Annotated in this window: 25 protein-coding genes, 1 other RNA gene and 1 riboswitch; of the genes, 13 read left to right on the top strand and 13 right to left on the bottom strand. The window is 65.5% G+C overall.

Translation table 11 applies throughout. The features are described 5' to 3' along the window. Window positions 1-2: 2 nt before the first annotated feature. Entirely contained in the window at window positions 3-1,946 is a 1,944-nt protein-coding gene (locus ACXAEH_RS19300) for an extracellular solute-binding protein (protein WP_475035089.1), read from the bottom strand. 233 nt (window positions 1,947-2,179) lie between these two features. On the opposite strand from ACXAEH_RS19300, the gene ACXAEH_RS19295 reads away from it, so the two are divergent. Further along, window positions 2,180-2,416, top strand: coding sequence for a DUF333 domain-containing protein (locus ACXAEH_RS19295; RefSeq protein WP_039135385.1), 237 nt, complete (start codon window positions 2,180-2,182; stop codon window positions 2,414-2,416). 135 nt (window positions 2,417-2,551) lie between these two features. Here ACXAEH_RS19295 and ACXAEH_RS19290 read toward each other — a convergent pair whose 3' ends face one another. Continuing rightward, window positions 2,552-3,058, bottom strand: a complete 507-nt coding sequence (locus ACXAEH_RS19290) for a c-type cytochrome (protein ID WP_475035087.1) — start codon at window positions 3,056-3,058, stop codon at window positions 2,552-2,554. 120 nt (window positions 3,059-3,178) lie between these two features. On the opposite strand from ACXAEH_RS19290, the gene ACXAEH_RS19285 reads away from it, so the two are divergent. Further along, window positions 3,179-4,012 carry a prephenate dehydratase gene (locus ACXAEH_RS19285; RefSeq protein ID WP_475035085.1) on the top strand — a complete coding sequence of 278 codons (834 nt, stop codon included), beginning with the start codon at window positions 3,179-3,181 and terminating at the stop codon, window positions 4,010-4,012. Between the two features lie 194 nt (window positions 4,013-4,206). Here ACXAEH_RS19285 and ffs read toward each other — a convergent pair. Next, an RNA gene (ffs, locus tag ACXAEH_RS19280) (signal recognition particle sRNA small type) lies at window positions 4,207-4,305 on the bottom strand. A gap of 52 nt (window positions 4,306-4,357) precedes the next feature. Further along, the gene (locus ACXAEH_RS19275; RefSeq protein ID WP_475035083.1) at window positions 4,358-6,214 is read right to left on the bottom strand and encodes a 5'-nucleotidase C-terminal domain-containing protein; all 1,857 of its coding nucleotides are present in this window, start codon (window positions 6,212-6,214) and stop codon (window positions 4,358-4,360) included. Between the two features lie 336 nt (window positions 6,215-6,550). On the opposite strand from ACXAEH_RS19275, the gene nudC reads away from it, so the two are divergent. Continuing rightward, on the top strand, window positions 6,551-7,534 hold the full coding sequence (gene nudC, locus ACXAEH_RS19270; RefSeq protein WP_475035081.1) for an NAD(+) diphosphatase: 984 nt from the start codon (window positions 6,551-6,553) through the stop codon (window positions 7,532-7,534). Between the two features lie 58 nt (window positions 7,535-7,592). Further along, window positions 7,593-8,060, top strand: a complete 468-nt coding sequence (locus ACXAEH_RS19265; protein WP_475035079.1) for an SRPBCC family protein — start codon at window positions 7,593-7,595, stop codon at window positions 8,058-8,060. Window positions 8,061-8,162: 102 nt separating this feature from the next. Here the strand turns inward: ACXAEH_RS19265 and ACXAEH_RS19260 are convergent, their stop codons facing one another. Continuing rightward, window positions 8,163-9,077, bottom strand: coding sequence for an alpha/beta hydrolase family protein (locus ACXAEH_RS19260; protein WP_475035077.1), 915 nt, complete (start codon window positions 9,075-9,077; stop codon window positions 8,163-8,165). Between the two features lie 71 nt (window positions 9,078-9,148). Here ACXAEH_RS19260 and ACXAEH_RS19255 point away from each other — a divergent pair, with 71 nt between their 5' ends. The 3 genes from ACXAEH_RS19255 (at window position 9,149) to ACXAEH_RS19245 (ending at window position 11,056) form a co-directional block, all read left to right on the top strand. Continuing rightward, window positions 9,149-9,769: a TetR/AcrR family transcriptional regulator gene (locus tag ACXAEH_RS19255; protein ID WP_475035075.1), complete on the top strand. Its 621-nt coding sequence runs from the start codon at window positions 9,149-9,151 to the stop codon at window positions 9,767-9,769. An 18-nt stretch (window positions 9,770-9,787) separates the two neighbouring features. Continuing rightward, window positions 9,788-10,006: riboswitch (cobalamin riboswitch) on the top strand. 109 nt (window positions 10,007-10,115) lie between these two features. Then, window positions 10,116-10,520 (top strand): hypothetical protein, encoded by a 405-nt coding sequence (locus ACXAEH_RS19250; RefSeq protein WP_475035073.1) that lies wholly within the window; start codon window positions 10,116-10,118, stop codon window positions 10,518-10,520. A gap of 143 nt (window positions 10,521-10,663) precedes the next feature. Next, on the top strand, window positions 10,664-11,056 hold the full coding sequence (locus tag ACXAEH_RS19245; RefSeq protein ID WP_475035071.1) for a hypothetical protein: 393 nt from the start codon (window positions 10,664-10,666) through the stop codon (window positions 11,054-11,056). A 26-nt stretch (window positions 11,057-11,082) separates the two neighbouring features. Here ACXAEH_RS19245 and ACXAEH_RS19240 read toward each other — a convergent pair whose 3' ends face one another. Next, complete coding sequence (locus tag ACXAEH_RS19240; RefSeq protein ID WP_475035069.1) at window positions 11,083-11,631, bottom strand: protein-tyrosine phosphatase family protein; 549 nt, start codon at window positions 11,629-11,631, stop codon at window positions 11,083-11,085. 195 nt (window positions 11,632-11,826) lie between these two features. Between ACXAEH_RS19240 and ACXAEH_RS19235 the strand changes: the two genes are divergently transcribed. Genes ACXAEH_RS19235 through ACXAEH_RS19225 form a run of 3 tightly spaced genes read left to right on the top strand, consistent with a single transcriptional unit; the run spans window position 11,827 to window position 14,370 of the window. Beyond that, window positions 11,827-13,641: a DNA polymerase III subunit gamma/tau gene (locus tag ACXAEH_RS19235; protein WP_475035068.1), complete on the top strand. Its 1,815-nt coding sequence runs from the start codon at window positions 11,827-11,829 to the stop codon at window positions 13,639-13,641. Continuing rightward, window positions 13,638-14,015: a hypothetical protein gene (locus ACXAEH_RS19230; protein ID WP_475035067.1), complete on the top strand. Its 378-nt coding sequence runs from the start codon at window positions 13,638-13,640 to the stop codon at window positions 14,013-14,015. The genes ACXAEH_RS19235 and ACXAEH_RS19230 overlap by 4 nt, the downstream gene beginning before the upstream one ends. Before the next feature lie 10 nt (window positions 14,016-14,025). Further along, a complete protein-coding gene (locus ACXAEH_RS19225) occupies window positions 14,026-14,370 on the top strand; it encodes a YbaB/EbfC family nucleoid-associated protein (RefSeq protein WP_475035065.1) in 345 nt (114 codons plus the stop codon). 61 nt (window positions 14,371-14,431) lie between these two features. Here ACXAEH_RS19225 and ACXAEH_RS19220 read toward each other — a convergent pair whose 3' ends face one another. Next, the gene (locus ACXAEH_RS19220) at window positions 14,432-14,926 is read right to left on the bottom strand and encodes a GNAT family N-acetyltransferase (protein WP_475035063.1); all 495 of its coding nucleotides are present in this window, start codon (window positions 14,924-14,926) and stop codon (window positions 14,432-14,434) included. A gap of 141 nt (window positions 14,927-15,067) precedes the next feature. Between ACXAEH_RS19220 and recR the strand changes: the two genes are divergently transcribed. After that, on the top strand, window positions 15,068-15,667 hold the full coding sequence (recR, locus tag ACXAEH_RS19215) for a recombination mediator RecR (RefSeq protein ID WP_475035062.1): 600 nt from the start codon (window positions 15,068-15,070) through the stop codon (window positions 15,665-15,667). 188 nt (window positions 15,668-15,855) lie between these two features. On the opposite strand, the gene ACXAEH_RS19210 is transcribed toward recR, so the two are convergent. Then, on the bottom strand, window positions 15,856-17,997 hold the full coding sequence (locus ACXAEH_RS19210; protein WP_475035060.1) for a hybrid sensor histidine kinase/response regulator: 2,142 nt from the start codon (window positions 17,995-17,997) through the stop codon (window positions 15,856-15,858). A 317-nt stretch (window positions 17,998-18,314) separates the two neighbouring features. After that, a complete protein-coding gene (locus tag ACXAEH_RS19205) occupies window positions 18,315-19,085 on the bottom strand; it encodes a DUF1013 domain-containing protein (RefSeq protein ID WP_475035058.1) in 771 nt (256 codons plus the stop codon). Window positions 19,086-19,228: 143 nt separating this feature from the next. On the opposite strand from ACXAEH_RS19205, the gene ACXAEH_RS19200 reads away from it, so the two are divergent. Together ACXAEH_RS19200 and ACXAEH_RS19195 are read left to right on the top strand one after the other, a co-directional pair. Next, window positions 19,229-19,873 (top strand): ribonuclease T2 family protein, encoded by a 645-nt coding sequence (locus ACXAEH_RS19200; RefSeq protein ID WP_475035057.1) that lies wholly within the window; start codon window positions 19,229-19,231, stop codon window positions 19,871-19,873. A gap of 336 nt (window positions 19,874-20,209) precedes the next feature. Continuing rightward, complete coding sequence (locus tag ACXAEH_RS19195) at window positions 20,210-21,067, top strand: DUF2189 domain-containing protein (protein ID WP_475035055.1); 858 nt, start codon at window positions 20,210-20,212, stop codon at window positions 21,065-21,067. Between the two features lie 66 nt (window positions 21,068-21,133). Here the strand turns inward: ACXAEH_RS19195 and ACXAEH_RS19190 are convergent, their stop codons facing one another. The 4 genes from ACXAEH_RS19190 to ACXAEH_RS19175 all read right to left on the bottom strand — a co-directional run bounded on the left by ACXAEH_RS19190 (window position 21,134) and on the right by ACXAEH_RS19175 (window position 23,647). Then, window positions 21,134-22,117, bottom strand: coding sequence for an NAD(P)H-quinone oxidoreductase (locus ACXAEH_RS19190; protein WP_475035054.1), 984 nt, complete (start codon window positions 22,115-22,117; stop codon window positions 21,134-21,136). Window positions 22,118-22,300: 183 nt separating this feature from the next. After that, window positions 22,301-22,822, bottom strand: a complete 522-nt coding sequence (locus ACXAEH_RS19185) for a GNAT family N-acetyltransferase (protein ID WP_475035053.1) — start codon at window positions 22,820-22,822, stop codon at window positions 22,301-22,303. A gap of 106 nt (window positions 22,823-22,928) precedes the next feature. After that, the gene (locus tag ACXAEH_RS19180) at window positions 22,929-23,375 is read right to left on the bottom strand and encodes a GNAT family N-acetyltransferase (protein WP_475035052.1); all 447 of its coding nucleotides are present in this window, start codon (window positions 23,373-23,375) and stop codon (window positions 22,929-22,931) included. A gap of 14 nt (window positions 23,376-23,389) precedes the next feature. Beyond that, window positions 23,390-23,647 (bottom strand): YjhX family toxin, encoded by a 258-nt coding sequence (locus ACXAEH_RS19175; protein WP_475035050.1) that lies wholly within the window; start codon window positions 23,645-23,647, stop codon window positions 23,390-23,392. Window positions 23,648-23,814: the final 167 nt, after the last annotated feature.

The raw sequence follows: 23,814 nt of genomic DNA, 5'->3' as shown, positions 1-23,814 counted from the left end.
GCCTACCTCAGCGCGCCTGACGCCTTGAGCCGGTCCGCCTTTTCGGCGTTGATCCACCAGGTGTCCAGCGCGCTGAGGCCGTAGGGCGGTGTGGTTTCCGGGTGCTCGTACATATCCCAATAGGCAACCCAGTGGCTGTCATTGTACCAGACCGGCACCAGGAAGCGCTGATACCGCAGTGCCCGGTCGAGGGCTTTCAGCGACGCCAGCTCTTCTTCACGGGTTTCACTGGCCAGCGAGCGGTTGATAATCTCGTCCACCAGCGGGCTGGCAAGACCGGCCGGGTTGAACAGGCTGAAGGCCGCCTCGCCCGAACCGAACAGCTGCCGCAGCCCAGTGCCGGTTTCCTCGGACAGCGGATAGTAGAAATCATAGACCATGTCATAGTCGCGGTCGCGGTTGCGCAGGGTGTATTGCGCCGGGTCGATCCGTTCGACATTGGCCTCCACACCCAGGCTTTTCAGGTTCTTGGCATAGCTTTCGAGAATTGCAAAAATAGTCGCCGACCCCGCCGAAGAGACCGGGAAATCAATCTTCAGCACCTGTCCCTGCGGGTTGCGGCGCAGCCCGTCATCTCCAACGGCCCAGCCGGCCTCATCCAGCAGCTGCATCGCCCTGCGCAGGTTCTTCCGGTCGTTCAGACGCTTGGGCCGCGATTCATGCGCGCGCACCGCCGGTTCGTTCAGCATTTCCGGCGGCACCAGATCGCCCAGTGATTCCAGCAGAGCCAGCTCAGCGCCTTCAGGCGGGCCGTCTGCATGGATACTGGTGTCCTGTGCAAACGACTGGCGCTGTTTAAACAGGCCGTACTGCAGCAACTCGTTAGTCCATTCGAAATTATAGGCCAGCGCCAGCGCCTGCCGCACGCGCACGTCCTGCAGTGGCTCGCGCCCAAGGTTGAACACAAACCCCGTGGCGGTGGGCGGCAACCCGTCCGGCAGCACCTCGCGCACCACGTCACCGCGGTTGAAGGCCGGGAAGTCGTAACCAGTGGCCCAGGCCTTGGAGCTGCTTTCCGGGCGGTAGGTATAAATGCCGGCTTTGAAGGCTTCAAAGTTGGCGGTTGCGTCGGTGAAATACTCCACCCGGATTCTGTCGAAGTTGAACCGCCCCACCGCAAAGGGCAAATCCTTGCCCCAGTAGTTCGGGTTCCGCTTATATACGATGCGCCGGTTCACGTCATAGCTCTCCAGCTGGTACGGGCCTGAACCCGGCGCTGCGTCCAGCCGCAATTCATCCAGCCGCGCGCCGGTGGCGTCATACCAATGTTTGGGGAATACCGGGGTCCCACCTACCTGATCAATCAGTGAGCGCCGCGAGATCCCGGTGGCAAAGGTGAACTTCACCCGGTGGTCGTCCAGCGCTTCGGCGCCCAGCACCCGCTTTTTCACCGCCGCTGAGTAAGAAGGCAGCCCTTGTTCGATGAACAGGTTATGCGAGAACACGACATCATGCGCCGTCACCGGCTGCCCGTCGGCAAACCGCGCTTCGGGCCGCATGTGGAAAATGACCCAGGTCTTGCCCGCATCATATTCCAGGCTTTTGGCAAGAACCCCGTAAACCTCGCCAAATACATCCGCAGGCACACTGGTGGAGTTGTCATAGGCGCGGGTCAGCAGCGTCTCATACGGGATGTTCGACAGCGCCCCCGCGCGTCCTTTGCGCGCATAGGGGTTCATGGAATCAAAAGTGCCGGAAGCACCTATTGAGATTTCCCCGCCTTTCGGCGCATCCGGATTGACATAATTGAAATGCGGATAATCTGCCGGGTAAGAAAGATTGCCAAAAAAGGAATACCCGTGGCTCTTGATGATGGTTTCCTCTGCCTTGGCCAGCGTCGCTGCTGCCAGCGCCAGAACCAGCCCCAAGGCAAGCGCCGCAGCGGCTTGCACCGGGTTCCCCCTCTCCTTCACGCGCACACGCGCCGCAGCCCGAGCGGTTTTCATCTGCCATGACCTCCTTTGCCCCGGGACTGCACGCCCGGGATGTTATCTGCCCACAAGCTAATGGCCCGGGGCGGTAACATTCAAGTTGAGATTGGGTGATTTCCCGGCACAGGCCTCTGCGCTTTAGGCGTGCAACTGCCGATCCGGCCTGCCCTTTCACAGCCCGCTTGCCCGCATCCGGCCCGCGTGCCAGCCTCGCATCACGATTTTGTTAACGATCCTGGGAGACAGAGATGCCGAAAGTGAAAATCGCCGCCGTGCTTGCAATGGCCGGAGCCGCCGCGCTGAGCGCCTGCGCCCAGCAGGAAGAGGAAGTGGTCTACAGCAGCCCGGAAGAGGCGTTCTGCGTGCAAAGCGGCGGCAGCTATGTGCTGCGCAGCGGCAAGGCCGGCACCATCGGCGTCTGCATCCTGCCCGACGGCCAGGAGCGCGATGCGCTGGCCTATTACCGGGAGAACAATCCGGCCTGAGGTTTGGGCCAAAGGGCTGGCCTGAGGTTTGGGCCAAAGGGCCGGCCTGCCCCCGGCGGGTCTGCTGCCATCAAAAAAGCCGCTGCGGAACTGCAGCGGCTTTTTCGTTTTGGATAGCTTGGACAGCGGGCTGGATCAGTTGTCCAGGCTGTCCAGATAGGCGATGAGGTTCACCCGGTCCTTTTCTTTCTTCAGGCCGGCAAAGCTCATGCTGGTGCCGGAGGCATAGGCGGACGGTTTGGTGATGAAGGCGTCCAGCTCTTCTGCGGTCCAGGCCTTGCCGGCCAGGCCGGTCAGCGCGCCGGAATAGCCAAAGCCGGCTTCGGTTGCGATGCCGCGGCCGACAACGCCGTACAGCGACGGGCCGGTGGAGTTCACGCCGGCTTCCAGCTTGTGGCAAGCGGAGCATTTCTTGAAGACTTTGGCGCCTTTGGCGGCGTCGGCGGAGGCCATCAGCTCTTCGAAGCTGACTTCCGGCTCATCGCTGGCGGCTTCGGCCGAGGCGACTTCGATCACATAGGCGGCCTCACCGTGGCTGTCCATGTGATACAGGCCGCTGGCAGCCCATTTGCCCAGCAGGAGAACCAGGAACGCGCCGCAAACGCCTGCGGTCGCTTTGGTAAGGGTCATTGTGTCAAACATGAATCGCGGGTCCATTTAGCTGTCTGACGGGGTGTCTAAGGCTTCCCCTCTCAAGTGGCAAGGTATAGACAGCGCGACGAAACGCCCAATTGTTGAAGTTTTGCACCGGGAACACACCTTATGACCCGCAAGATCGCCATCCAGGGGGAGCTGGGCTCCTACAGCCACGAGGCCTGCCGCAATGCGCGCCACGATATGGAGGTGCTGCCCTGCCGCACTTTTGAGGACGCAATCGAAGCGGTCAAACGCGGTGACGCCGAGCAGGCGATGCTGCCGGTGGAAAACTCCACCTACGGCCGGGTTGCCGACATTCACCGGCTGTTGCCGCACAGCGGGCTGCATATCATCGACGAGGCGTTTGTGCGGGTCCATATCAACGTGCTAGGGGTGCCGGGCGCAAAGCTCGAGGACATCCGCGAGGCAAAGTCGCATCTGGTGCTCTTGCCGCAATGCGGCACCTTCCTGCGCGCCCATGGCATCACCGGCCGCGTCAGCCCCGACAATGCCCGTGCGGCCCGCGATGTGGCCGATGCCGGCGACAGGCATGTGGCGGCGCTGGCCAGCGAGCTGGCGGGCGAGATCTACGGGCTGGAGGTGCTGGCGCGCCACATCGAGGACAACGGCGACAACACCACCCGCTTTCTGATCATGTCGCCGGAGCCCAACTACACCCGCCGCGGCGCCCATAACATGATCACCAGCTTCGTGTTCCAGGTGCGCAACATCCCGGCGGCGCTTTACAAGGCGATGGGCGGCTTTGCCACCAATGGCATCAATATGACCAAGCTGGAAAGCTACATGGTGGACGGCTCGTTCACCGCCACCCAGTTCTATGCCGACATCGAGGGCCACCCCGAGGATCCGCATGTGCAGCTGGCAATGGACGAGCTGAGCTATTTCACCACCAATGTGGAAATCCTCGGCGTCTACCCGGCGGACAACGGCAGGTTCTGAACGGGGCCTGCCGGCAGGGGCGCTGCCCCTCTTGGCCTCGCGGCCAATTCACCCCGGAGTATTTCGGACCAGAAAGAAGCGGCAGCCCCGCCGCGCGCCAGCGCGGCGCCCGGCCCAACGGCGAGGGGGCAATCTGTGATTGCACTGCGCGCGGGCGGGAGAGGCCCGTCTGCTATTCAGTTGTGCGGGGATTTAAGTGAGAGGCTGGACATCGACCCAAGCGGGGCTCGTTGTGGCTGCTTCCTTCCGGACCTGACCAGGTTGGCGAGGCGCCTGCCCGCGCCAACCTCTCGAATCCCGGTATAAGCGCGCCTGCGGCGATTGGCAAGGGCCCGGCGCCCGGGCCTAGAGATACAGTTCCAGCTGCCAGAAACCGCTGCTGCTGACACCGCGGGGCCGGGCCAGCCCGGGCGGCAGCTCGTCCAGATACTGCGCCGCCCCGGGGCCGGTGACGGCGGTGGCGCGGGTGCCGGGCAGCGCTGCCAGCTGCCAGGGGTAAGGCTCTTCGGCCAGCGGGTCGGCGGTCAGCCGTCCGGCGATATAGTCGCGCACCGCGTCGCGGATCCGCATCGGCGGCAGCGGCAGCTGCTCGGCCTCCCGCAGCATGCGGAAACTGCCGCCGCCGGCGGTGCGGTAACTGTTGGCGGCAACCGCAAACCGCTGCCCGGGCGCCACCGGCTGCCCGTTCCAGCACAAGTCCCGGATCCGCTGCGCCTGAGGGCTGATGCGCTCGCCCGCGGCTGAAAACCGCGGCGGCTGCGAGGGGTCGATCCGGTAGCTCAGCCCGAAGATGACATCAAAGTTATGGCCGGCCCGCTGCGGGTCGACCAGCAGCTGGCCGCCGCGGCCCGGCGCCACCTGGCTGAACAGGCCCGCGGACATCTCCAGCCAGTCCGTCAGCTGGGCGCCGGTCACCACCACCGCCCGCAGCTCGTTGGGAAAGACCTGCAGGTCGGCGATATTGCGGGCACAGAGGCCGCCGGCTGCGATATCGGTATAGAATTGCGGCCCCGAGCGGCCGCCGAACTTGCAGGGCGCCGCCGCCGACAGCAGCGGCAGCCCCTCTGCCGCCGTGCCCCGCAGCAGCGGCCGCACCGCCGCCGCCTGGGCGCTGCTGACCAGCGCCAGGCCGCGGTCCGGGGCAAAGAAGGTGAAATAGGAATGCATCGCCACCGAGCTGTAGCCGGCCGGCTGGCGCATCCGCTCCAGGGTGCGCGCGTGATCTGCCGCCAGCGCCTGGCAGAAGGCCGGATCTTCGGCAATCAGGGGCTCTGCTGCGCCATCCGGGCCGTTCTGCGCCACCGGTTGCAGGCTGGCGCTGCCGCCGCAGACGCGCCAGCGGGCGCCGCTGTGTTCCAGTTCGAGATGGATCAGCCCGAGATGCGAGCCATGGGCGCCCGGCATCACCACAGGATTGGCAAAGCGGTGCTCTGCGTCCGGCAGCGTCAGATGGGTGTGGCCGCCGACCACGGCATCAACCTCGGGGATCGAGGCCAGTTGCGCCAGGGCGTTTTCGCAAAGACCGGCGCCGGTTTGGGAGGCCAGGCCGGTATGGCCCAAAACCAGCACCAGATCGCAGCCCTCAGCCTTCAGCCGGCGGGCCTTGGCCGCAGCTGTTTCAACGATCCCGCCGGCCGCCAGCTGCTCTTGCAGCGCCGGGCCGCACCAGGCCAGCGTCTGCGGCGGCAGGACTGAAAACAGCCCGATCCGCACCGGCGGCAGCCCGGGACAGCCGGGGATGTGCCGCTCCAGCACCGCCGCGGGCGCAAAGGGCAGCGCCAGCTCCGGCTGCAGCGCGGTCAGGTTTGCACAGAGCACCGGGCAGTCCACATCCTTCAGAATGCCCGCCAGCGCCTCCAGCCCGAAGTCGAAATCATGGTTGCCCAGGCCCACCGCATCATATCCAAGCACCTGAAAGGCGCGCGCCAGCGGATGCGGCCCGGCGGCACCGGGCACGATGTCGCCCAGCGGCGAGCCCTGGAACCCGTCGCCATTGTCCACCAGGATCGAGGCGGCGCCCTGGCGCGCCGCTTCCGCCCGCGCCCGGGCAATCAGGGTGGCGACCCGCGACAGGCCGATGGAAGGATCCGGCCGGTCGGCGTAATAGTCGTGGCTCAGCAGGTTGCAGTGCAGGTCCGTAGTGGCCAGCACCTGCAGCACCCCGGAGGTCCGGGCCGCGGGAGCCTCCGCCCCGCCTGTCATGTCCGAAGTTGTGCTGACACCGCCTGCCCGCCGCTCCTTTCGGCACCCTTCAGCGCCGATCCTTGTCCGCTGACATTTAAATCAGCGTTTCAACGATTTGCAAAGAAACCTTTTTACCGCATTTGAAAAATTATTAACGCAACGGCAGCGCGGGCGCGTTTCAGCCCTGTTCCGCTGGAAATTGCCGCAAACCCGGCACGCAGGGTGTGGCGGCACAGTGACAGGCAAGCACCGATCACCACCCGCTGCTGGCAACACCGCCGGCGCGCTGGCATGCAGAAGCTTAGTCCAGCCGTTGAGCCAAGCCGCGGCGGCGCCAGCCAAAGGAGAGCTGTCATGAAACATGCGGAACAGGTGACCTTCGGCGGCGGCGGGCTGGAGCGGGCGGCGCATCTGCGCGGCGACCCGGCGGCGCTGGCCGCCGCCTGGCAGGATCCCCGGGCGCAAGTGCTGCTGATGTGGCGCGGCAAGCCGCTGACGCTGCGGCAGGCAGAGACGGATCTGCCCTGCGGGCTGGCCTGGACCGCCCCCGCCCATGCGCTGGCTGCCAGCCGCCGGGATGCGGCGCTGTTCCTGGGCCTGGAGCCGGACGGCGCGCCGTGCTTTGCCTGCGATCTTGGCGATTGGCAGCCTGAGGGGCTGGATCAGGAGGCTTTGAACAGCTTTGCCGATGCCAGCGAGCAGCAGCATCCCGATTTGCCGCAAACCCATGTCTTTGCCGAGCTGCGCCGGGTGATGACCCGGCTGACGCCGCTGGAAGCGGAGCTGGCCGCCACGGCCAAGGCGCTGCTGTCCTGGCACCGCAGCCACCGGTTCTGTGCCTGCTGCGGCAACGCCAGCGATATGGTGCAGGCGGGCTGGCAGAGGCTGTGCCCCTCGTGCAAGGCGCCGCATTTTCCGCGCACCGATCCGGTGGTGATCATGCTCATCACCCATGGCGATGCGGTGCTGATGGGCCGCTCGCCGGGCTGGCCCGAGGGCATGTATTCGCTGCTGGCGGGATTTGCCGAGCCGGGCGAGACGCTGGAGGCGGCAGTGCGCCGCGAGACCTTGGAGGAAACCGGCGTGCGGGTCGGGGCGGTCAGCTATCTGGCCTCGCAGCCCTGGGCCTTTCCGATGTCGCTGATGTTCGGCTGCGCGGGCGAAGCGCTCAGCCGGGAGATCACTATCGACCCGGCAGAGATCGAAGATGCGCTTTGGGTCAGCCGCCAGGAGATGATGGACGTATTTGCCGGCGGGCACCCGGTTCTGAAACCTGCGCGGAAAGGCGCAATTGCGCATTTTCTGCTCAAGAACTGGCTTGCAGACAGGCTGGACTAAAGCGCATATTTGCCGGAAACGACGCAGCGGGCCCGCCGCGCAACTGAGGCAGACCACCATGGACTTTCAAAGCAAGGAAGATATCGAGGCGCCCATCGCCGATGTATTCGGGGCGATTGCGGATTTTGAGCTGCTGGAGCGCGCGGCCCTGCGGCGCGGCATCGAGGTGCAGCGCATCGGCGACGCCGCCCAGCCGGAGAACGGCCTCGCCTGGGATCTGGCCTTCAGCTTCCGCGGCAAGCAGCGCGAGGCGCGGATGACCCTGGACAGCTATACCCCGGTCACCGGGCTGGCGGTGGCCGGCTCCGGCAGCGGCATCGACGGGCGGATGGAAATCGAATTGCTGGCGCTGTCGCCGCAGCGCACCCGGATGTCGGCAGAGCTGAAACTGACGGCGTCCAGCCTGACCGGCCGCCTGCTGGTGCAATCGATGAAACTGGCGCGCAGCAACCTCACCCGCCGCTTCAAGCTGCGGCTGGCGGATTATGCCCGCGTGACCGAAGAGCGGCTGAACCGCAGCGCCTGACGCCGGATGCGCGGCTGCCCCGGGGGCCGGAAGAATAAGGGGCGCTGCCCCGCAGGTTTGTGCAGAAGAGGGGCGCTGCCCCTCTTGGCCCTTCGGGCCAATTCACCCCGGAGTATTTCGGACCAGAAAGAAGCCTGGGCCGGTTTGCGGCACCAGCTGCGGCCATAGGGCGGCGCTGCTGCGGGCAAAGGCGCCGAGATGGCCGATCCTGTTCAGCCCATGCGCCTGCGGCACCAGGGTCTTGCGCTGCTGCGGCCCTTTGCCAAAGACCTCGCCCAGCCGCCAGACGGCGGCCGGCGGCACCATGCTGTCATCTCCGATCGCGAACAGATCCACCGGAATGCCGGTTTCCTCCCACCGTGGACGCGGCAGGCTGCCGCCGGTTTCCGGCAGGCAGCTGCCCGGCGTGGTGCACCAGCGCCGCCATTGCCAGTAGACCCCGGCAGGCAGATCTGACCCGAACCCCAGCGCGCGCCCGGGCAGATAGCCCAGGGCGCGGACCAGCACCGGCACATGGCCGAACCAGAAAGCCAGCGCCAGCGCGCGGTAGGGCCAGGGGTGATCGTGGTGGTGCACCAAGCCGCCCGCAACCACGATCATGCGGGCGACGTCTTCAAGGCCGTCCTGCAGGGGCATCAGCATTGCCCCCAGCGAATGGCCAATGATCCACAGCGGCACCCCCGCATGGTGCCGCCGCATTTCTGCCCGGGCGGCAGGCTGATCCGCCAGCGCCCAGTCCGCCATGGTGGCAGCGGACCGGCGCGGATGCCCCTGCGCCGAAGCTGCGAAATCCCGGTAGTCGTAGGTCAGGCAGGCGATCTGCCGCTCTGCCGCCAGCCAGCGTGCGAAATGCCGGTAAAAGCGCTGCGGCACCCCGGTTGCCCCGTTCAGCACCACAGCAGTCCGCGGCTGCCCGGCCGGCTGGTAAAGCCGCCCTGCCAGCACGGTGTCCCCGGAGGGAAACCGCAGCTCCTGCTCCCGCACTGCCGCTGTCTGATCTGCATTGCTGTCCAGCATTGCCGCCTCCTAGACCAATCGGTCCAGCAACATCACTGGACCAACCGGTCTATTGCTGTCAAGCTACCGCCATGGATGACGTGACGACAGCCGGACCCGCTCCGGCCCAGCCCCTGCCAACCCGCGAGCGGCTGATTCTGGCCGCCGCCAGCCTGTTCCGCAACAAAGGCTACAGCGGCACCGGGCTGGCCGAGCTTCTGACCGAAGCCGGGGCGCCCAAGGGTTCGCTCTACCACCATTTCCCTAACGGCAAATCCGACCTGGCGCTGGCGGCTGCCAATTGGGCGTCAGAGCAGATGCTGCAGCTGATCGATGCCTCTTTCACTCCTGCCCCCAGTTTTCAGGAAGGCGCCAAGACGGTCTGCTACAAGCTGGCCAAGCTGTTTGACATGCAGGGAAAATGGAGCGGCTGCCCGGTCTCGGCGACGCTGTTCGAAGGGCCGGAGAACGAGGCCTTCCACCAGCACGCCGCCCTGCTGTTCGAGGGCTGGATCAGCGCCACCGCGGCGCATGCGCGGCGCCTGGGCCTGGTGGAGGAAGAGGCCCGCGCGGCGGCGGAGACCTTCTATATCCTGCTGCAGGGCGGCTGGCAGCTGGCCCGGGTGCGGCGCGATTCGGATGTGATCCGCGGGCTGCACCTGCAGCTTCACCTGCCCCAGCCAAACCCAATGCAGGTGCAGAAAAACGATTGACAACTCAGGGATCCAGCCGCTACCGCTTGTGGCGATGGTTCCCGAGCCACAAAATCTTGTGTCCGGGATGAATAGGGAACACGGTGCGGCCTGCGCAAGCGGGTCAATTCCGAGACTGCCCCCGCAACTGTAAGCGGCGAGCGACCCCGATAGAGCCACTGGCCTTGATAAGGCCGGGAAGGATCGGGAAAGCGACGACCCGCAAGTCAGGAGACCTGCCATCGGATGTGAAACTCGAACCCGGGCGGGGTGTCCGGACAGGGTCTGATGGCACTGCGGGGCTCCCGCTATTTCATCCGGTCTCTTGTCCTGCAGGCTCCCCGCACCACGCGCGGAGGGCGCAATTATGATGTGGACCGACCAGACGCATTTCTATGCGGCAACGGATTGCAAATACCTGGGGCGGCCCTGCCCCGCGGCGGAGCGGATGATCGCCAAGCTGGCCGAGGCGATGACCAAGGCCAAGCCGCTGACCCAGGAAGATTTCGAAATCACCGGCACCACCGCGCTGGACGGCTGCCCGCGCAACTGCCCGGCGCAGTTCGTAGCCAGCCATGACCGGATCCGGCTTTACTGCGGCGTCGGCGAGGACGCGCCGCGTGAGGGGCTGGACCGGTTTGCCGATGCGATCCTCAGCCGCGATGGCACCGGCTTTGCTGCCTCGAAACTGGACGCCCGCCCCTGCGCGCTGATGGAGGCGCTGCCGAAAACGGCGGAGGCGCGGCGGGCGGAGCAGATGCTGGCGCTGTAACGCGCGACCCAGGCGCCGGCACCGGTTTCTGCGGGCGCCTTCTCATCCGGCTGACGGCATTGTGTTCTGCGCCGGGCTGGCCCGTCCGCAGGATCAGCTCTAGGCAATTCCCGCTATTCAGACTTTGAACACGGGGATTGCCGATGATTAGGACCTTTCTGCCCGCTGCTGCTGCCGTTCTTGCCTGCGCGGCGGCAGTTTCCGCCGCCGAACAGCCGCTGACCAGCAATGAGATCAAAGAACTGCTGACCGGGAAGACCATCGAAGGGCTGCATTTCGAGAGCCGTACCCGCCAGTATTTCTCGCAATCCGGGCTGACGCTCTGGATCAAGCAGGGCGACGCTGCCCCTTCGGAAGCACGCTACAAGATCGAAGACGGCCAGTATTGCTCCAGCTGGTCCGGGTTGTGGAACACACCGGAATGGGGCTGCTATGCCATCCTCAAGGATGCGGCGCAGGGGCTTTATTATTTCCACGGCGAGAATTTCCGGGCGCCTTTTATTGCCGGAGACGGGTTTGACCTGAGCTTCGACTAGAGGTCCCGTTCATGCCGCGGCGCGGGTCACAGGCCGGCAGGCCGCGCACCGGCACAGGCCCAGTCCAGCTGCGCATCCGTCTCTACTGCGCAGGGCCGCACGGCCCGCAGCCGTGCCAGTGCTTGCGCCGGATCTTCACCGCAGTCGATCATCAGCCGCAGCACCGCCATGCCGGAGCGCCCGCAGCCGCCCTTGCAATGCACCAGCACCCGGCCGCCGCCGCCCAGCGCCTGCCGGGCCGAGCGGCTGGCGGCGGCCCATTTCGCGTTCACCGCGGGCGGCGGCACCTGGAAATCCGGCACCGGCAGATGCAGCCAGCGGCAGGCCATGCTTTGGAGATCAACCCCCAGCCGCGGTGCGCCGGCGGCCACGTGCTCGGCTTCTGTGGTCATCGAAATCACCAGCCCCGGTTTCCACTGATAGATCTGGATCAGGTCGCTGCGGTAGTCGCCCGCACCGCCCGGCAGCCGGCACAGCGCCAGAATGCCGCCGCCCGCGGACAGCGCGTGGATGGTCAGCCCGGCCTGCGCCGCAGTTTCCTGCATGGCAGGCTTTGAAGTGTCTTCAGTTTGCATACCGCCTCCCCGGACGCTGCGCCCCTGCACTTCCCCCGCATTTCCCCCTGCCCGCAGCCTAGCTGCTAACCGCAGAAAGCCAAAGCGCTTTTGCAGCCCCCGGAATGCCGCCTTCTGCGGTGGACGAACGGGCTGCGCTTCAATACCCTGCGCGGAACGCGGGACACCCGCAAACCGAATCCGGCACGAGAAACCATGAACGATACCCCCAGCGGCACCACCGGCGGCACCGGCCAATCCCAATACCAGGTTCTGGCCCGCAAGTACCGGCCAGAGACCTTTGCCGATCTGGTGGGCCAGGACGCCATGGTGCGCACCCTGAAGAACGCCTTTGCCGCCGACCGCATCGCCCAGGCCTTCATCATGACCGGCATCCGCGGCACCGGCAAAACCACCACCGCCCGGATCATCGCCAAGGGCATGAACTGCGTCGGCGAGGACGGCCAGGGCGGCCCCACCACCGACCCTTGCGGCAAATGCGAGCATTGCACCGCGATCATGGAAGGCCGCCATGTGGATGTGATGGAGATGGACGCGGCCTCGCGCACCGGTGTCAACGACATCCGCGAGATCATCGACTCGGTGCAGTACCGCGCGGCTTCGGCCCGCTATAAGATCTACATCATCGACGAGGTTCACATGCTGTCGACCAGCGCGTTCAACGCGCTGCTGAAGACGCTGGAGGAGCCGCCGGCGCATGTGAAATTCATCTTTGCCACCACCGAAATCCGCAAGGTGCCGGTGACGGTGCTGTCGCGCTGCCAGCGGTTCGACCTGCGCCGGATCGAGCCGGAGGTGATGATTGCCCTGTTGCGCAAGATCGCCACTGCCGAAGGCGCCCAGATCGCCGAGGACGCGCTGGCGCTGATCACCCGCGCCGCGGAAGGCTCTGCGCGGGATGCGACCTCGCTGCTGGACCAGGCGATTTCCCATGGCGCCGGGGAGACCACCGCCGATCAGGTCCGCGCCATGCTGGGCCTTGCCGACCGCGGCCGGGTCCTGGACCTGATGGACATGATCCTGCGCGGCGATGCGGCGGCGGCCTTGACCGAGCTCAGCGGCCAGTACGCCGAGGGCGCCGACCCGCTGGCAGTGCTGCGCGATCTGGCCGAGATCACCCATTGGGTCTCGGTGGTGAAGATCACCCCGGATGCGGCCGAAGACCCCACCGTCAGCCCCGACGAGCGTGCCCGCGGCAAGGCGATGGCGGATGCTCTGGCCATGCGCGTGCTGACCCGCATGTGGCAGATGCTGCTGAAAGCGCTGGAGGAAGTCGCCGCCGCGCCGAACGCGATGATGGCCGCAGAGATGGCGGTGATCCGCCTGACCCATGTGGCCGACCTGCCCTCGCCCGAGGAACTGATCCGCAAGCTGCAGGACACCCCGCCGCCGCCGCCTCCCGGTCCCGGCGGCGGCGTGCCGATGCAGGGCATGGGCGGCCCGGCGCTTGGCGGCGGCAGCACCGATGCTCAGGGCAGCTATACCGGTCCCGGCGCCCCCGCAGGCGGTGCTCCGGTTGCGCGCGGCGGCTCCGGCCCGGCGGCAGCGCTTGCGCCGCAAGCCAGCCCGGCGCTGGCCCGCTACCCCACCTTCGAACATGTGGTCGAGCTGATCCGCGAAAAACGCGACGGGCTGCTGCTGGAATATGTCAAAAGCTACCTGCGCCTGGCCGCCTATAAACCCGGCCAGATCACCTTTGAGCTGACCAGCGACGCCCCCCGCGACCTGACCAAACGGCTGAGTGAACAGCTGAAGGCCTGGACCCATCACAACTGGTTCTTCACCATTGTCACCGAAGGCGGCGGCGATACCATCAGCGAGCGCGAAAACGCCGCCGAGAACGCCCTGCGCGCGAAAGCCGCCGCGCATCCGCTGGTGCAGGCGGTTCTGGAAAGCTTCCCCAAGGCCAAGATCAAGCGCATCCGCACAGCCGACGAACTGGCCGCCGAGGTTGCCGCCGAGGCCCTGCCCGAGGTCGAGGACGAATGGGATCCCTTCGAGGAAGAGTGACGGCCGGCCTGGCGGCACTCTGGTTCTCCCTACCGGCCACCGCCTTCGCCAATGCCTGCTGGCATGAAGGCGGTACACCGGCCAGCGCATGGGATGAGCTGATCCGCCTGTCCGCCAAGCCTGTTTCTCTGGTCCTCTTCGCCCTTGCCGGATTCGCTATTTTTTCCGGGCGGCGCCTTCCCTTTGCAGCCGCCGCCGCGCTGTGGGCCGGGCTGGCGCTGCTGATTGCCGTCGATAATCATGAGGTTTTCTTCGATGATAAGAGTGCCTTGGGCATAATCCAGGACTGCACCGCCTCCCCCCACTTGTTCATCGCGCTTGCAATTGCGATATGTGCGGGGATGACTTACGGCGCCCTGCGCCCCCGCACTTAGGAGAACACAGATGCTCAAAGGCCTCGGCGGTCTTGGCGACATGGCCAAGATGATGAAATCGGCTCAGGAACTGCAGACCAAGATGGCGCAGATGCAGGAAGACCTGCACAACGTCATGGTAACCGGCGAGGCCAGCGCCGGCCTGGTCAAGGCAACCGCATCCGCCAAGGGCGACCTCAAGGGGCTGGACATTGATCCCTCGATCTTCAACGGCGACGACAAGGAAGTGGTCGAAGACCTGATCCTGGCCGCCATCAAGGACGCGCAGGCCAAAGCAGCCGAGAAGGCGCAGGACGAGATGACCAAGCTGACCGAAAGCATGGGTCTGCCCAAGGACATCAAGCTGCCGTTCTAAGCGGCGCTTGTGCGACCCGACAAAGGCGGCCCCTTGGGAGCCGCCTTTTTCTATGCCCGGCTCAGGATGTCTGCAGCCGGAACTTCAAAAAACGCTGCCCCTCGTATTGCACCTCTCCGGTTTGCACCGCGCCCAGCCGTGCCAGCGGCCGCAGATGACGCCGCGTCGGCGGCAGCAGAAAGGTGACATAGGGAATGCGCGCGTCGCTGCGGGCAAAAGCCAGCGCCTTGCGGGCAATCGCAGGCCCCAGGCCAAAGCAGGCAGGCCGCAGCACCAAACCGAAATCCCACTCCGCGCCTTCTTTCTGGAAACCGCCCCAGCCCAGATAAGCATCGCCGCGCAGAAACGCCCAATGGCCCAGGCCGTCACGCTGCCAGCAGGCTTCCTTGGCTGCCGCAAAAGCCTTGGCGGCCTCCGCATCCCAAGGCCCCGTCAGCAGCGGCATATGCGCCGCCATCCGCGGATCGGACATATGGCGGGCGATCTCGCCCGGTGCGACCTCCGTCAGCCGGGCAAACCGCATGGGTCCGGAAAGCTTGCCTGTCTGTTCTGCCATCGCTCCAGCCTGAAAACCTCTGACGGGCCAACAGATACTCCTGCACGGCGGCAAAACAAACCCTGAACATTTTATCTGCCTGCTCTTGCGCTCCCCTGCCCCGTTCAGCCTATATGGCTGGGACGGAAAAGGGCCAAAGGCATGATCAAGAATTCCACCGGCAGCATCGAAGACCTGATTGACCTGATGGCCAAGCTGCCGGGGCTGGGGCCGCGTTCTGCCCGGCGCGCGGTGCTGCATCTGATCCGCAAACGGGCGCTGCTGCTGGCGCCGCTGGCCGATGTCTTAAGCGAGGTGGCGGCGACAGCCCGCGAATGCCTCAACTGCGGCAATGTCGGCACCGAGGAGATCTGCCCGCTGTGCACGGATGAGCGGCGCGCCAACGGCGAGATCTGCGTGGTCGAGGATGTCTCCGACCTCTGGGCGATGGAGCGCGCGGGCGTGTTCAAGGGCCGCTATCACGTGCTGGGCGGCACGCTGTCAGCGCTGGATGCCGTAGGGCCGGAGGATCTGCGCATCCCCCGCCTGGCAGACCGGGTTGCAACCGAAGAAATCACCGAGGTGATCCTGGCGCTGAATGCCACCATCGACGGCCAGACCACGGCGCATTACATCGCCGACCTGCTGCAGGGGCAGGTCAAGCTCACCTCGCTGGCGCAGGGCGTGCCGATTGGCGGCGAGCTGGATTACCTGGACGACGGCACCATCTCTGCCGCAATGCGGGCGCGCAAGGAACTCTGACGGCGCGGCCGGGCGCAGAAAATTTTTCAGTAAAAATTTTGGCCGGAAAATTTGCAATTTTCCGGTGCCGCGCCGGGTGCAAGCGCGGCGCGCCGGGCCCAAAGCCGCCAAGGGGTCCCGTCAGGGGCACCTGCGGGTGCGGGAGCCCGCCCTTGCCGCCTTAGCCGCCGCTGCACCGCGCCGGACGGTCAGCGGAATACCGCCTTGTAGAGCTTTTCCTTGGTAAAAGGCTTGTCCAGCACCTGCACTTCCGCGAGCTCCGGAAATCCCGCCTCCGCCGCGCTGATGGCAAAACCGCTCATCATCACCGCGTTCAGCCCCGGCTGCAGCCGGCGCAGCTGCGACAGGGTCTCCCAGCCGCCGCGCCCCGGCATGCTCATGTCGATCACCGCGCCGTCAAACGGCCCCTGGCCCTGCAAGGCGGCCAGCGCCGCGTCATAGCCGTCCGCCAGCGCCACCTGGCAGCCGCGCAGCTGCAAGAGCCCGGCCACCGCGCGGCGCACCGTGTCCTCGTCATCCACCACCAGGATCCGCAGCGCCCCGGCGCTGCGCCCGGCCGCGGCCGGAGCCGCCGGCTCAGGTGCTGCCGCCCCGGCACAGGCCGGAAAGTAGAACCGGAAGGCACTGCCTTCGCCCTCACGGCTTTCCACCGCCAGCCCGCCCCGGTGGCGGCTGATGATGCCAAGTGCCGCCGCCATGCCAAGGCCGCGGCCGCCGGGCTTGGTAGTGAAGAACGGATCGAAGATCCGGGTCACGGTCTGCCGGTCCATGCCGCCGCCGGTGTCGCGCACTTCCAGCAGCAGGCAGTCGCCGCCGTCCATTTCCTGCCCGTTCAGCAGCTTGCGCCGCTCGGCGCTGCTGAGGCGGGTGCGCCGGGTGGCGACGGTGACCGTGCCCGGCCCCGGGCCAATCGCCTCCACCGCGTTGAACACAAGGTTCATCAGCAGCTGGCTGACCTGGGCCGGATCCATCCGCGCCGTCAGCACCCCCGGCTCCAGCGCCATTTCCACCGACTTGCCCATCTTGCGCTCCACCGGCACCAGCGCCATCGTCTCCTGCACGATTGCGTTCAGATCGCAGGCTTCCTGCTCGCGGCTGCCGCCGCCCTTGGCATAATTCAGCAGCTGCCGCACCAGCGCCGCCGAGGCCTGCAGCCCCTGTTCCACCACCTGCACATGCGCGCGCGCCGGGTGCCGGGTCTCCAGATGCGCCAGCGCCAGCTCGCTGCGCCCCTGCATCGAGGCCAGAAGGTTGTTGAAATCATGCGCAATGGTGCCCGCCAGCAGCCCCAGGCTCTCGGTCTTGTGCTTGATCAGCAGCGCTTCCTCTGCCTGCGCGCGGCGGCGCTCGGCCTTGCGGCGGCGCAGCTCCAGCCCGATGCGGGCGGCAAACAGCGCGATCAGATCGGTCTCAAGCTTGCGCTGGCGGATCTCCCGGTCGTGCTGCAGGGCAAAATGGCCGATCACCGTGCCTTCGGCATCCTTCAGCGGGATGCCCAGGTAAGAGTGCAAATTCTGGGTCCGGAATTGGGTCTGGCTGGGAAAGGCCTCCTGCAAGCCTTCAGGCACCAGGAATTTTTCCCGCCCCTGCAAAAAGGCGCAAGGTGTGCCCTCATAAGGCACAACCGCATCCTCGACCGCTGCCATCTGCTGCCCTTCCAGGCAGCAGGCCAGCACCCGGAAGCACTCCGGCTGATCCTCCAGGCATTCGGCAATGAAGGCCGAGCGCACCTTGAGCGCGCCCTGCAGCTGCTCTGCCAGTTGCCGGAAGGCTTCCCGCGGCGAGGAATCCTGCGGCCCCTCCGCCAGCACCGACAGGGTCGCCAGGGTCTGCAGCCCGGCGATTTCGGCCCCGAGCCGGGCGGCAAACCGCTCCATCGCCTCCACCACCCGGCGGCCGAACCCCTCGCCGATCTCCTGCCGCCAGGAGGCCTGCACCAGGCCGATAGCCTCGCCATCGGCGTTCTTCAGCGCCACGCCGATATAACTCTGGATCCCCTCTTCGATGAACATCTCATCATCGGGGTACAGCTCTTGCACCCGGCAGGGGAACACATGCGGATTGCCGCTCAGCACCACATCGTGGCAGGGCGTCACGCAGCTCTCATATTCGAAATCGCCCAGCTGCAGGCCGTCAAAAAAACTGGCCAGCACCCTGATGCGTTCGGTTTCCATGACCTTCAGCTCGCCGACGGTGACCAGATCCGCGCCAAAGGCGGCGGCCAGCTGGTCCACATAGGCCTGGCAAAATTCCAGCCCGCTCAGCCTTGCGAGCACCTCCAGGTCCAAACTGCCCCCATCGCCAAGCGCTGCTGCCCCTGCTGCATCCATAGCCCCTACTCCTGCCATCCCTGCGCGCGCCGGCTTCCTGGCCCGGCCCGCTGGCAATACTCACTAACTCCTGTCCCTGTCACTCTGGCAAACCGCCCGTATTCGCAAGGCGTTTCCCGCACCCCGGTTCCTGCAGGCGGTCTGGAACATGACTGCCCTGCAACACAATGCTGCGCAAAAGAGGTGCGTATAGTCAACATTTTGTAGTGCTGACAGTTCATTCTAACAGAAAAAGCCGCAAATCCGGAGCGCCGGATTTGCGGCTTTTTAATGAAGTGCCGGGGCAGGCCTGCCAGGCCCGCCGCAGGGGACAAGGATCAGAAACGCGGATCCTCGCCGTCTTCCTCGTCCTCATCACCGCCGGAGGGCAAGTTGAAGAAGCTGTCGGCGTCGAGGATGTCCTCTTCCTTCTTCTCTTCCTCGTCAGAAGAACCGCCGCCCAGGGTAAAGGTTTCCAGCCCTTCGATGGCGCTCGGGATCTTCGGCTCGGCGTCCATCTCCAGCGACTGCTCGGTGGAGACCAGCTTGCGGCGCTCGTCGTCGCTCATCACGCCGCCTTCGGCTGCCTTCTTGGCTGCGGCTTTCTGCACCGCCGAGTCCAGCTCGGACTGTTTGCACAGCCCCAGCGCCACCGGGTCGATCGGCTGCATGTTGGCGATGTTCCAGTGGGTGCGCTCGCGGATCGACTGGATGGTCGGCTTGGTGGTGCCCACCAGCTTGGCGATCTGGCCGTCCGACAGCTCCGGGTGGAATTTGACCAGCCACAGGATCGAGTTGGGACGGTCCTGGCGCTTGGACAGCGGAGTATAGCGCGGGCCGCGGCGCTTTTCCTCGCCCGCCGCGGCCGGGTTGAACTTGAGCTTCAGCTTGTGCAGCGGATTGGCCTGCGCCTTGTCGATCTCTTCCTGGGTCAGCTGGTTGTTGGCCATCGGGTCGAAGCCCTTGACGCCCACCGCCACTTCACCGTCGGCGATGCCCTGGATTTCCAGCTCGTGCATGCCCACGAAATCCGCAATCTGCTTGAAGCTGATCGTGGTATTGTCCACCAGCCACACGGCGGTTGCCTTGGCCATCAACGGTTTTGCCATGTGCTCATCTCCTTAAACACCTCATCCCCGGATACATCTCTCCCGCCGCCTCAAAAGGGCGTCCCCGGCGTGCGGGGCAGGTTTCCGTTGTCGGGGAACTTCCGCCCTATATAGTCGGCATCGTTGCATAAGGAAAGAGGCCAATGCGCAAGTTGTTCACAGGGGTCTTTGCGGCTGTTCTGAGCCTTGCCGCACCCGCCGCTGCCGAAGGAGAACGCGCGGGAGAGTTCGACTACTACGTGCTGGCGCTCAGCTGGTCGCCGAACTGGTGTGCACTGGAAGGCGACGCGCGCGGCGCCGATCAATGCCACCCCCGCCACGATTACGGCTGGACGCTGCACGGGCTCTGGCCGCAATTCCACCGCGGCTGGCCCAGCTATTGCCGCACAGTTCAGGCGCCGCCCAGCCGCGCGATGAGCCGGGGCATGGCGGACATCATGGGCAGCCCGGGCCTGGCCTGGCACCAGTGGAAGAAACACGGCACCTGCACGGGCCTCAGCGCCCGCGCCTATTACGCCCTGATGCGCGAGGCCTATGGGCAAGTCACCCGCCCTGCCATCTTCCGCAAGCTGGAGCGGCCCGTGAGCCTGCCCGCGTCAGTGGTGGAGCAGGCGTTCCTGAAGGAAAATCCCGCGCTGTCGCCTGGCAGCCTGACCATCACCTGCCGGGACGGCGCCATCCAGGAGGCCCGCATCTGCCTGTCCAAGGCGCTGGAGCCGGTGCCCTGCGGCCGCGATACGATCAAGGATTGCGCTTTGAAAAACGCGCGTTTCGCGCCGGTGCGCTGAACGAGGAGGGGCGCTGCCCCGCAGGCTTGAAGGGAAGAGGGGCGCTGCCCCTCTTGGCCTCACGGCCAATTCACCCCGGAGTATTTCAAACCAGAAAGAAGCCCCGCGGAATTGTCAGGCCGCGTGACCCGGGCCTCCCCGCCGCTTTCATCTTGCCAAAAATACTCCCGCCGGAGGCCGGCGCCGCAAGGCGCCACGCCGCGCACGCGGCAATAAATGGCCTGTGAAGCACACTTCGGCAGGATTTGTGCTAGTATTATGTTACGTGCCGCGCCCGGCCCCGCTTGAGCCCTGTCTGAACGGCACTTCCGTTTTAGCCGGTGAGGAGGAGAACGCATGGCAAAAACAATCGGAAACCCGCTCAGCTGGCTGTTGCAAGGGGCTGAGACAACCAGTGAGCACATTGGCCATACCGTCGGCGAGATGAGCAGCGACGGCGTCAAGGAGCTGCCCAAGGCCCGCAAGCTGACCATGGACGATATCATCCATTCGCTGGCGGCCGGGCTGGAGGATTTTGCCGCCTGCCGCTCGGATGCGATGTTCCTGGTGCTGTTCTACCCGCTGATCGGCATCGCCCTGGTGGTGATGAGCCTGTCGATGAACCTCTTGCCGCTGATCGTGCCGATGATCATGGGCTTTGCCATCCTCGGCCCGGTCGCCGCGGTCGGGCTTTACGAGATGTCCCGGCGCCGCGAGGCCGGGGCGGAGCCGCGATGGCTGGATGCCTTTGCGGTGCTGCGCTCGCCCGCCTTTGGCGCCATCCTGGTGCTTGGCATCTACCTGGCCGCCCTGTTCATGGTCTGGCTGGTGGCCGCCGACATGATCTACAGCCGCACCCTGGGGCCGGAGCCGCCGGCTTCGATCGCCAGCTTTGCCGCCGCAGTGGTGACCACCCGCGAGGGCTGGATCATGGCCATTGCCGGCGGCGCCGTGGGTGCGGGCTTTGCCTTTGCCGCGCTCGCCGTCAGCCTGGTGTCCTTCCCGCTCCTGCTGCACCGCCATGTGGGCCTGCCGGTGGCGGTGGCGACCTCGCTCAAAGTGTTCCGCAAGAGCCCGGTGGTCTGCCTGACCTGGGGCGTCATTGTCGGCGGTTCGCTGGTGGCGGGATCGGTTCCCTTCCTGGTCGGGCTGATCTTTGCAGTGCCAATTCTGGGGCATGCGACCTGGCATCTGTACCGCCGCGCGGTGCAGTAACAGGCAGTCTCAAACAAGCAAGGGCCGGCGCATCTGCCGGCCCTTCATTATTTCAGGTTCTGCCGCTCAGCCCACGTTCAGGACAATCTTGCCGATATGGCCCGAGCTCTCCATCCGGGCATGCGCCGCGGCGGCCTCCTTAAGCGCAAACTCGCTGTCCATCACCGGCGCCACCTTGCCCGCCGCCAGCAGCGGCCAGACCGCCTCGCGCAGCTCCCGGGCGATCTGCGCCTTGGCCAGGTCGCTTTGCGGACGCAGGGTCGAGCCGGTCAGCGTCAGCCGCTTGACCATCATCAAGGCAAAGTTCAGCTCGACCTTGGGCCCTTGCAGAAAGGCGATCTGCACCAGGCGGGCGTCCTCGGCCATTGCCTTGATGTTGCGCGGGATGTAATCGCCGCCGACCATGTCCAGCACCAGATCGGCGCCGCCTTCGGCGCGCAGCACCTTGACGAAATCTTCGTCGCGGTAGTTGATCGCGCGCTCAGCCCCGAGGTCCAGGCAGGCCTGGCATTTCTCATCCGACCCGGCAGTGGCAAAGACACGCGCGCCGAATTCACGGGCCAGCTGGATTGCGGTGGTGCCGATCCCGGACGAGCCGCCATGCACCAGAAAGCGTTCCCCCGCCTTCAGCCCGCCGCGCATGAAGACGTTGGACCAGACGGTAAAGAAGGTCTCCGGCAGGCAGGCCGCCTGTTTCAGATCCAGCCCTGCAGGCACCGGCAGGCAGTGCGCCGCAGGCGTCGCCGCATATTCCGCATAGCCGCCGCCCGGCAGCAGCGCGCAGACCAGATCGCCCGCCGAAATCCCCTCGACGCCCGCGCCCACGGCCACCACCTCGCCCGAGGCTTCCAGCCCCGGCAGGTCGCTGGCGCCCTTGGGCGGGTCATAGGCACCGGCGCGCTGCAGCGCATCGGGGCGGTTCACGCCGGCATAGGCCACCTTGATCACCACCTCGCCATGGCCCGGCTGCGGCACCGGGCGCTCGCATAATTGCAGCACCTCCGGCCCGCCGGGTTTGCTGATCTCCACCGCGCGCATCATCTCTGTCATCGGAATATGTCCTCCTGATCCTTGCCCCTGCCTAACATCCGGCAAGAGAGGCGCAAACAGCAAAGGCGCCGCAGTTGGGGCGGATTGCGGACAGCGCTGCCGGGCAAAAATACGGGACCAGCCGTGCCTCAAGCCTTGCAGCCCAAGTGCCCGGCCGGCCCCTTGGCCGATGAGGCAGCGGCTTCAGCCGTAGGCGGATGTATCCCAAAGCCCGGGCTGCATGAACGGCTCAACTGCAACCGTTTTGCCGCTCAGCGGCTTTACGGCCCCGGCGGTCAGCTCAAGCACCATCCAGGACTCCGGCATGGTCAGAAGATCCGGATAGGGAGTCTGCTGGTCTGCCGGCACAAACCCGTACCGCGGATAGAAGCCCGGCACGCCCAGGACAAAGACCGCATCCATGCCGATGGACTTGAGGCGGGCGATGCTGGTTTCCATCAGCTCGCGTCCAACGCCGCAGCCTTGATACCCGGGCAAGACACCGCAGGGGGCCAGCAGGCAGCACGCCGTATCCGGATGGTCCTCAAACACAAACGGTGTGAACAGCACATTGCCGGCGAGTTGCCCGTCGCGGCGGGCGCTGATGGAGATTGTGTCCGGCAGCGCCAGGAAGCTTTCGGCCAGCCGGGCGATTTCAGGCCCTTCTTCCGGCCCGAAGGCCAGGCGGTGGATGGTGATGATGTTTTCTTTTTCCAGGTGGTCCATTTCAGGTTTCCTCGTGATCAATTGCTTGGCCGCGCCGGCCAATAGCGTTGCATGCGGCGCGCGCCCCTGGGCCGTCCCCCGCAAGGGACAGCCCGCTGGTAGAAAGTCAGGCGCCGGGCATCGACATCTTCCGGCTCACCTGGCCGGAAGGTTCGTGCAGCTCGTCCCCGGCAAACACGAAACCGTAGCGTTCGTAGAACGGCCGTCCGATGGTGTTGTCGCGAAAGACCTCGACCTTCAGCGGCCCTTTGAGGGCGACGGCATGATCGACCAGTGCCTTCCCATACCCCCTGCCGTGCCTGGATGGGTCCAGAAACAGGCCGCCGATTTCATTGCCGAGCAGGGCAATGAAACCAAGGACGGCTCCCGCCTCCTCCAGCACGTGGGTTTCGGCGTTGGGCAGATAGACGTCGCGCATTGCCTGCTGCACCTCTGCCACGAAGTCCCGGGGGAGGAACGGATGGGCCAGCGCGTTGGCCCTTTGCCAAACGGCAATCACCTCCTCTGTGTCATTGGCATGATAGGGGCGGATCAAAATGGCGTTGTTTGTCATCTTCTTATCCTTCTCTACCGCTGGTTCATTTGCGCGCGCACGGATTGGTTCCCCAAATGCGTGATGCGGTAGGGGCTGCCGTTTTGCGACTTGATGAAGCGTTTGTCCTTGAGACGTTTGAAAACGTCCAGCGTGCAGGCGGAGAAGACAAATCCGTCACGTGTATAACACTGAACGGATTGTACTTTTCCGTTATCGCCGCGCGCGTATTTTATCTCGCCGCCCAGGGCGAGTTCATGCAAAACACGTTGCTCGTGCTTTGAGATGTTCATTGGGATGTCTCGATTTTATGAAAGCACAGAAAAATGAGCCGCCCAGCGTCGCGCGTGAGCGTGCCTGTTTTTGCTGATGTTCCTGAGAGTTTCGCCAGGAACGGGCGTTAGCCCCGGGACTCTTTCATAAAATCTCCATGACAAGAGGCAGCCTGCCTCTAGTGCCG

Source organism: Leisingera sp. ABM4_060, from assembly GCF_056158765.1.
This window is presented reverse-complemented; position numbering and strand designations above follow the sequence as displayed.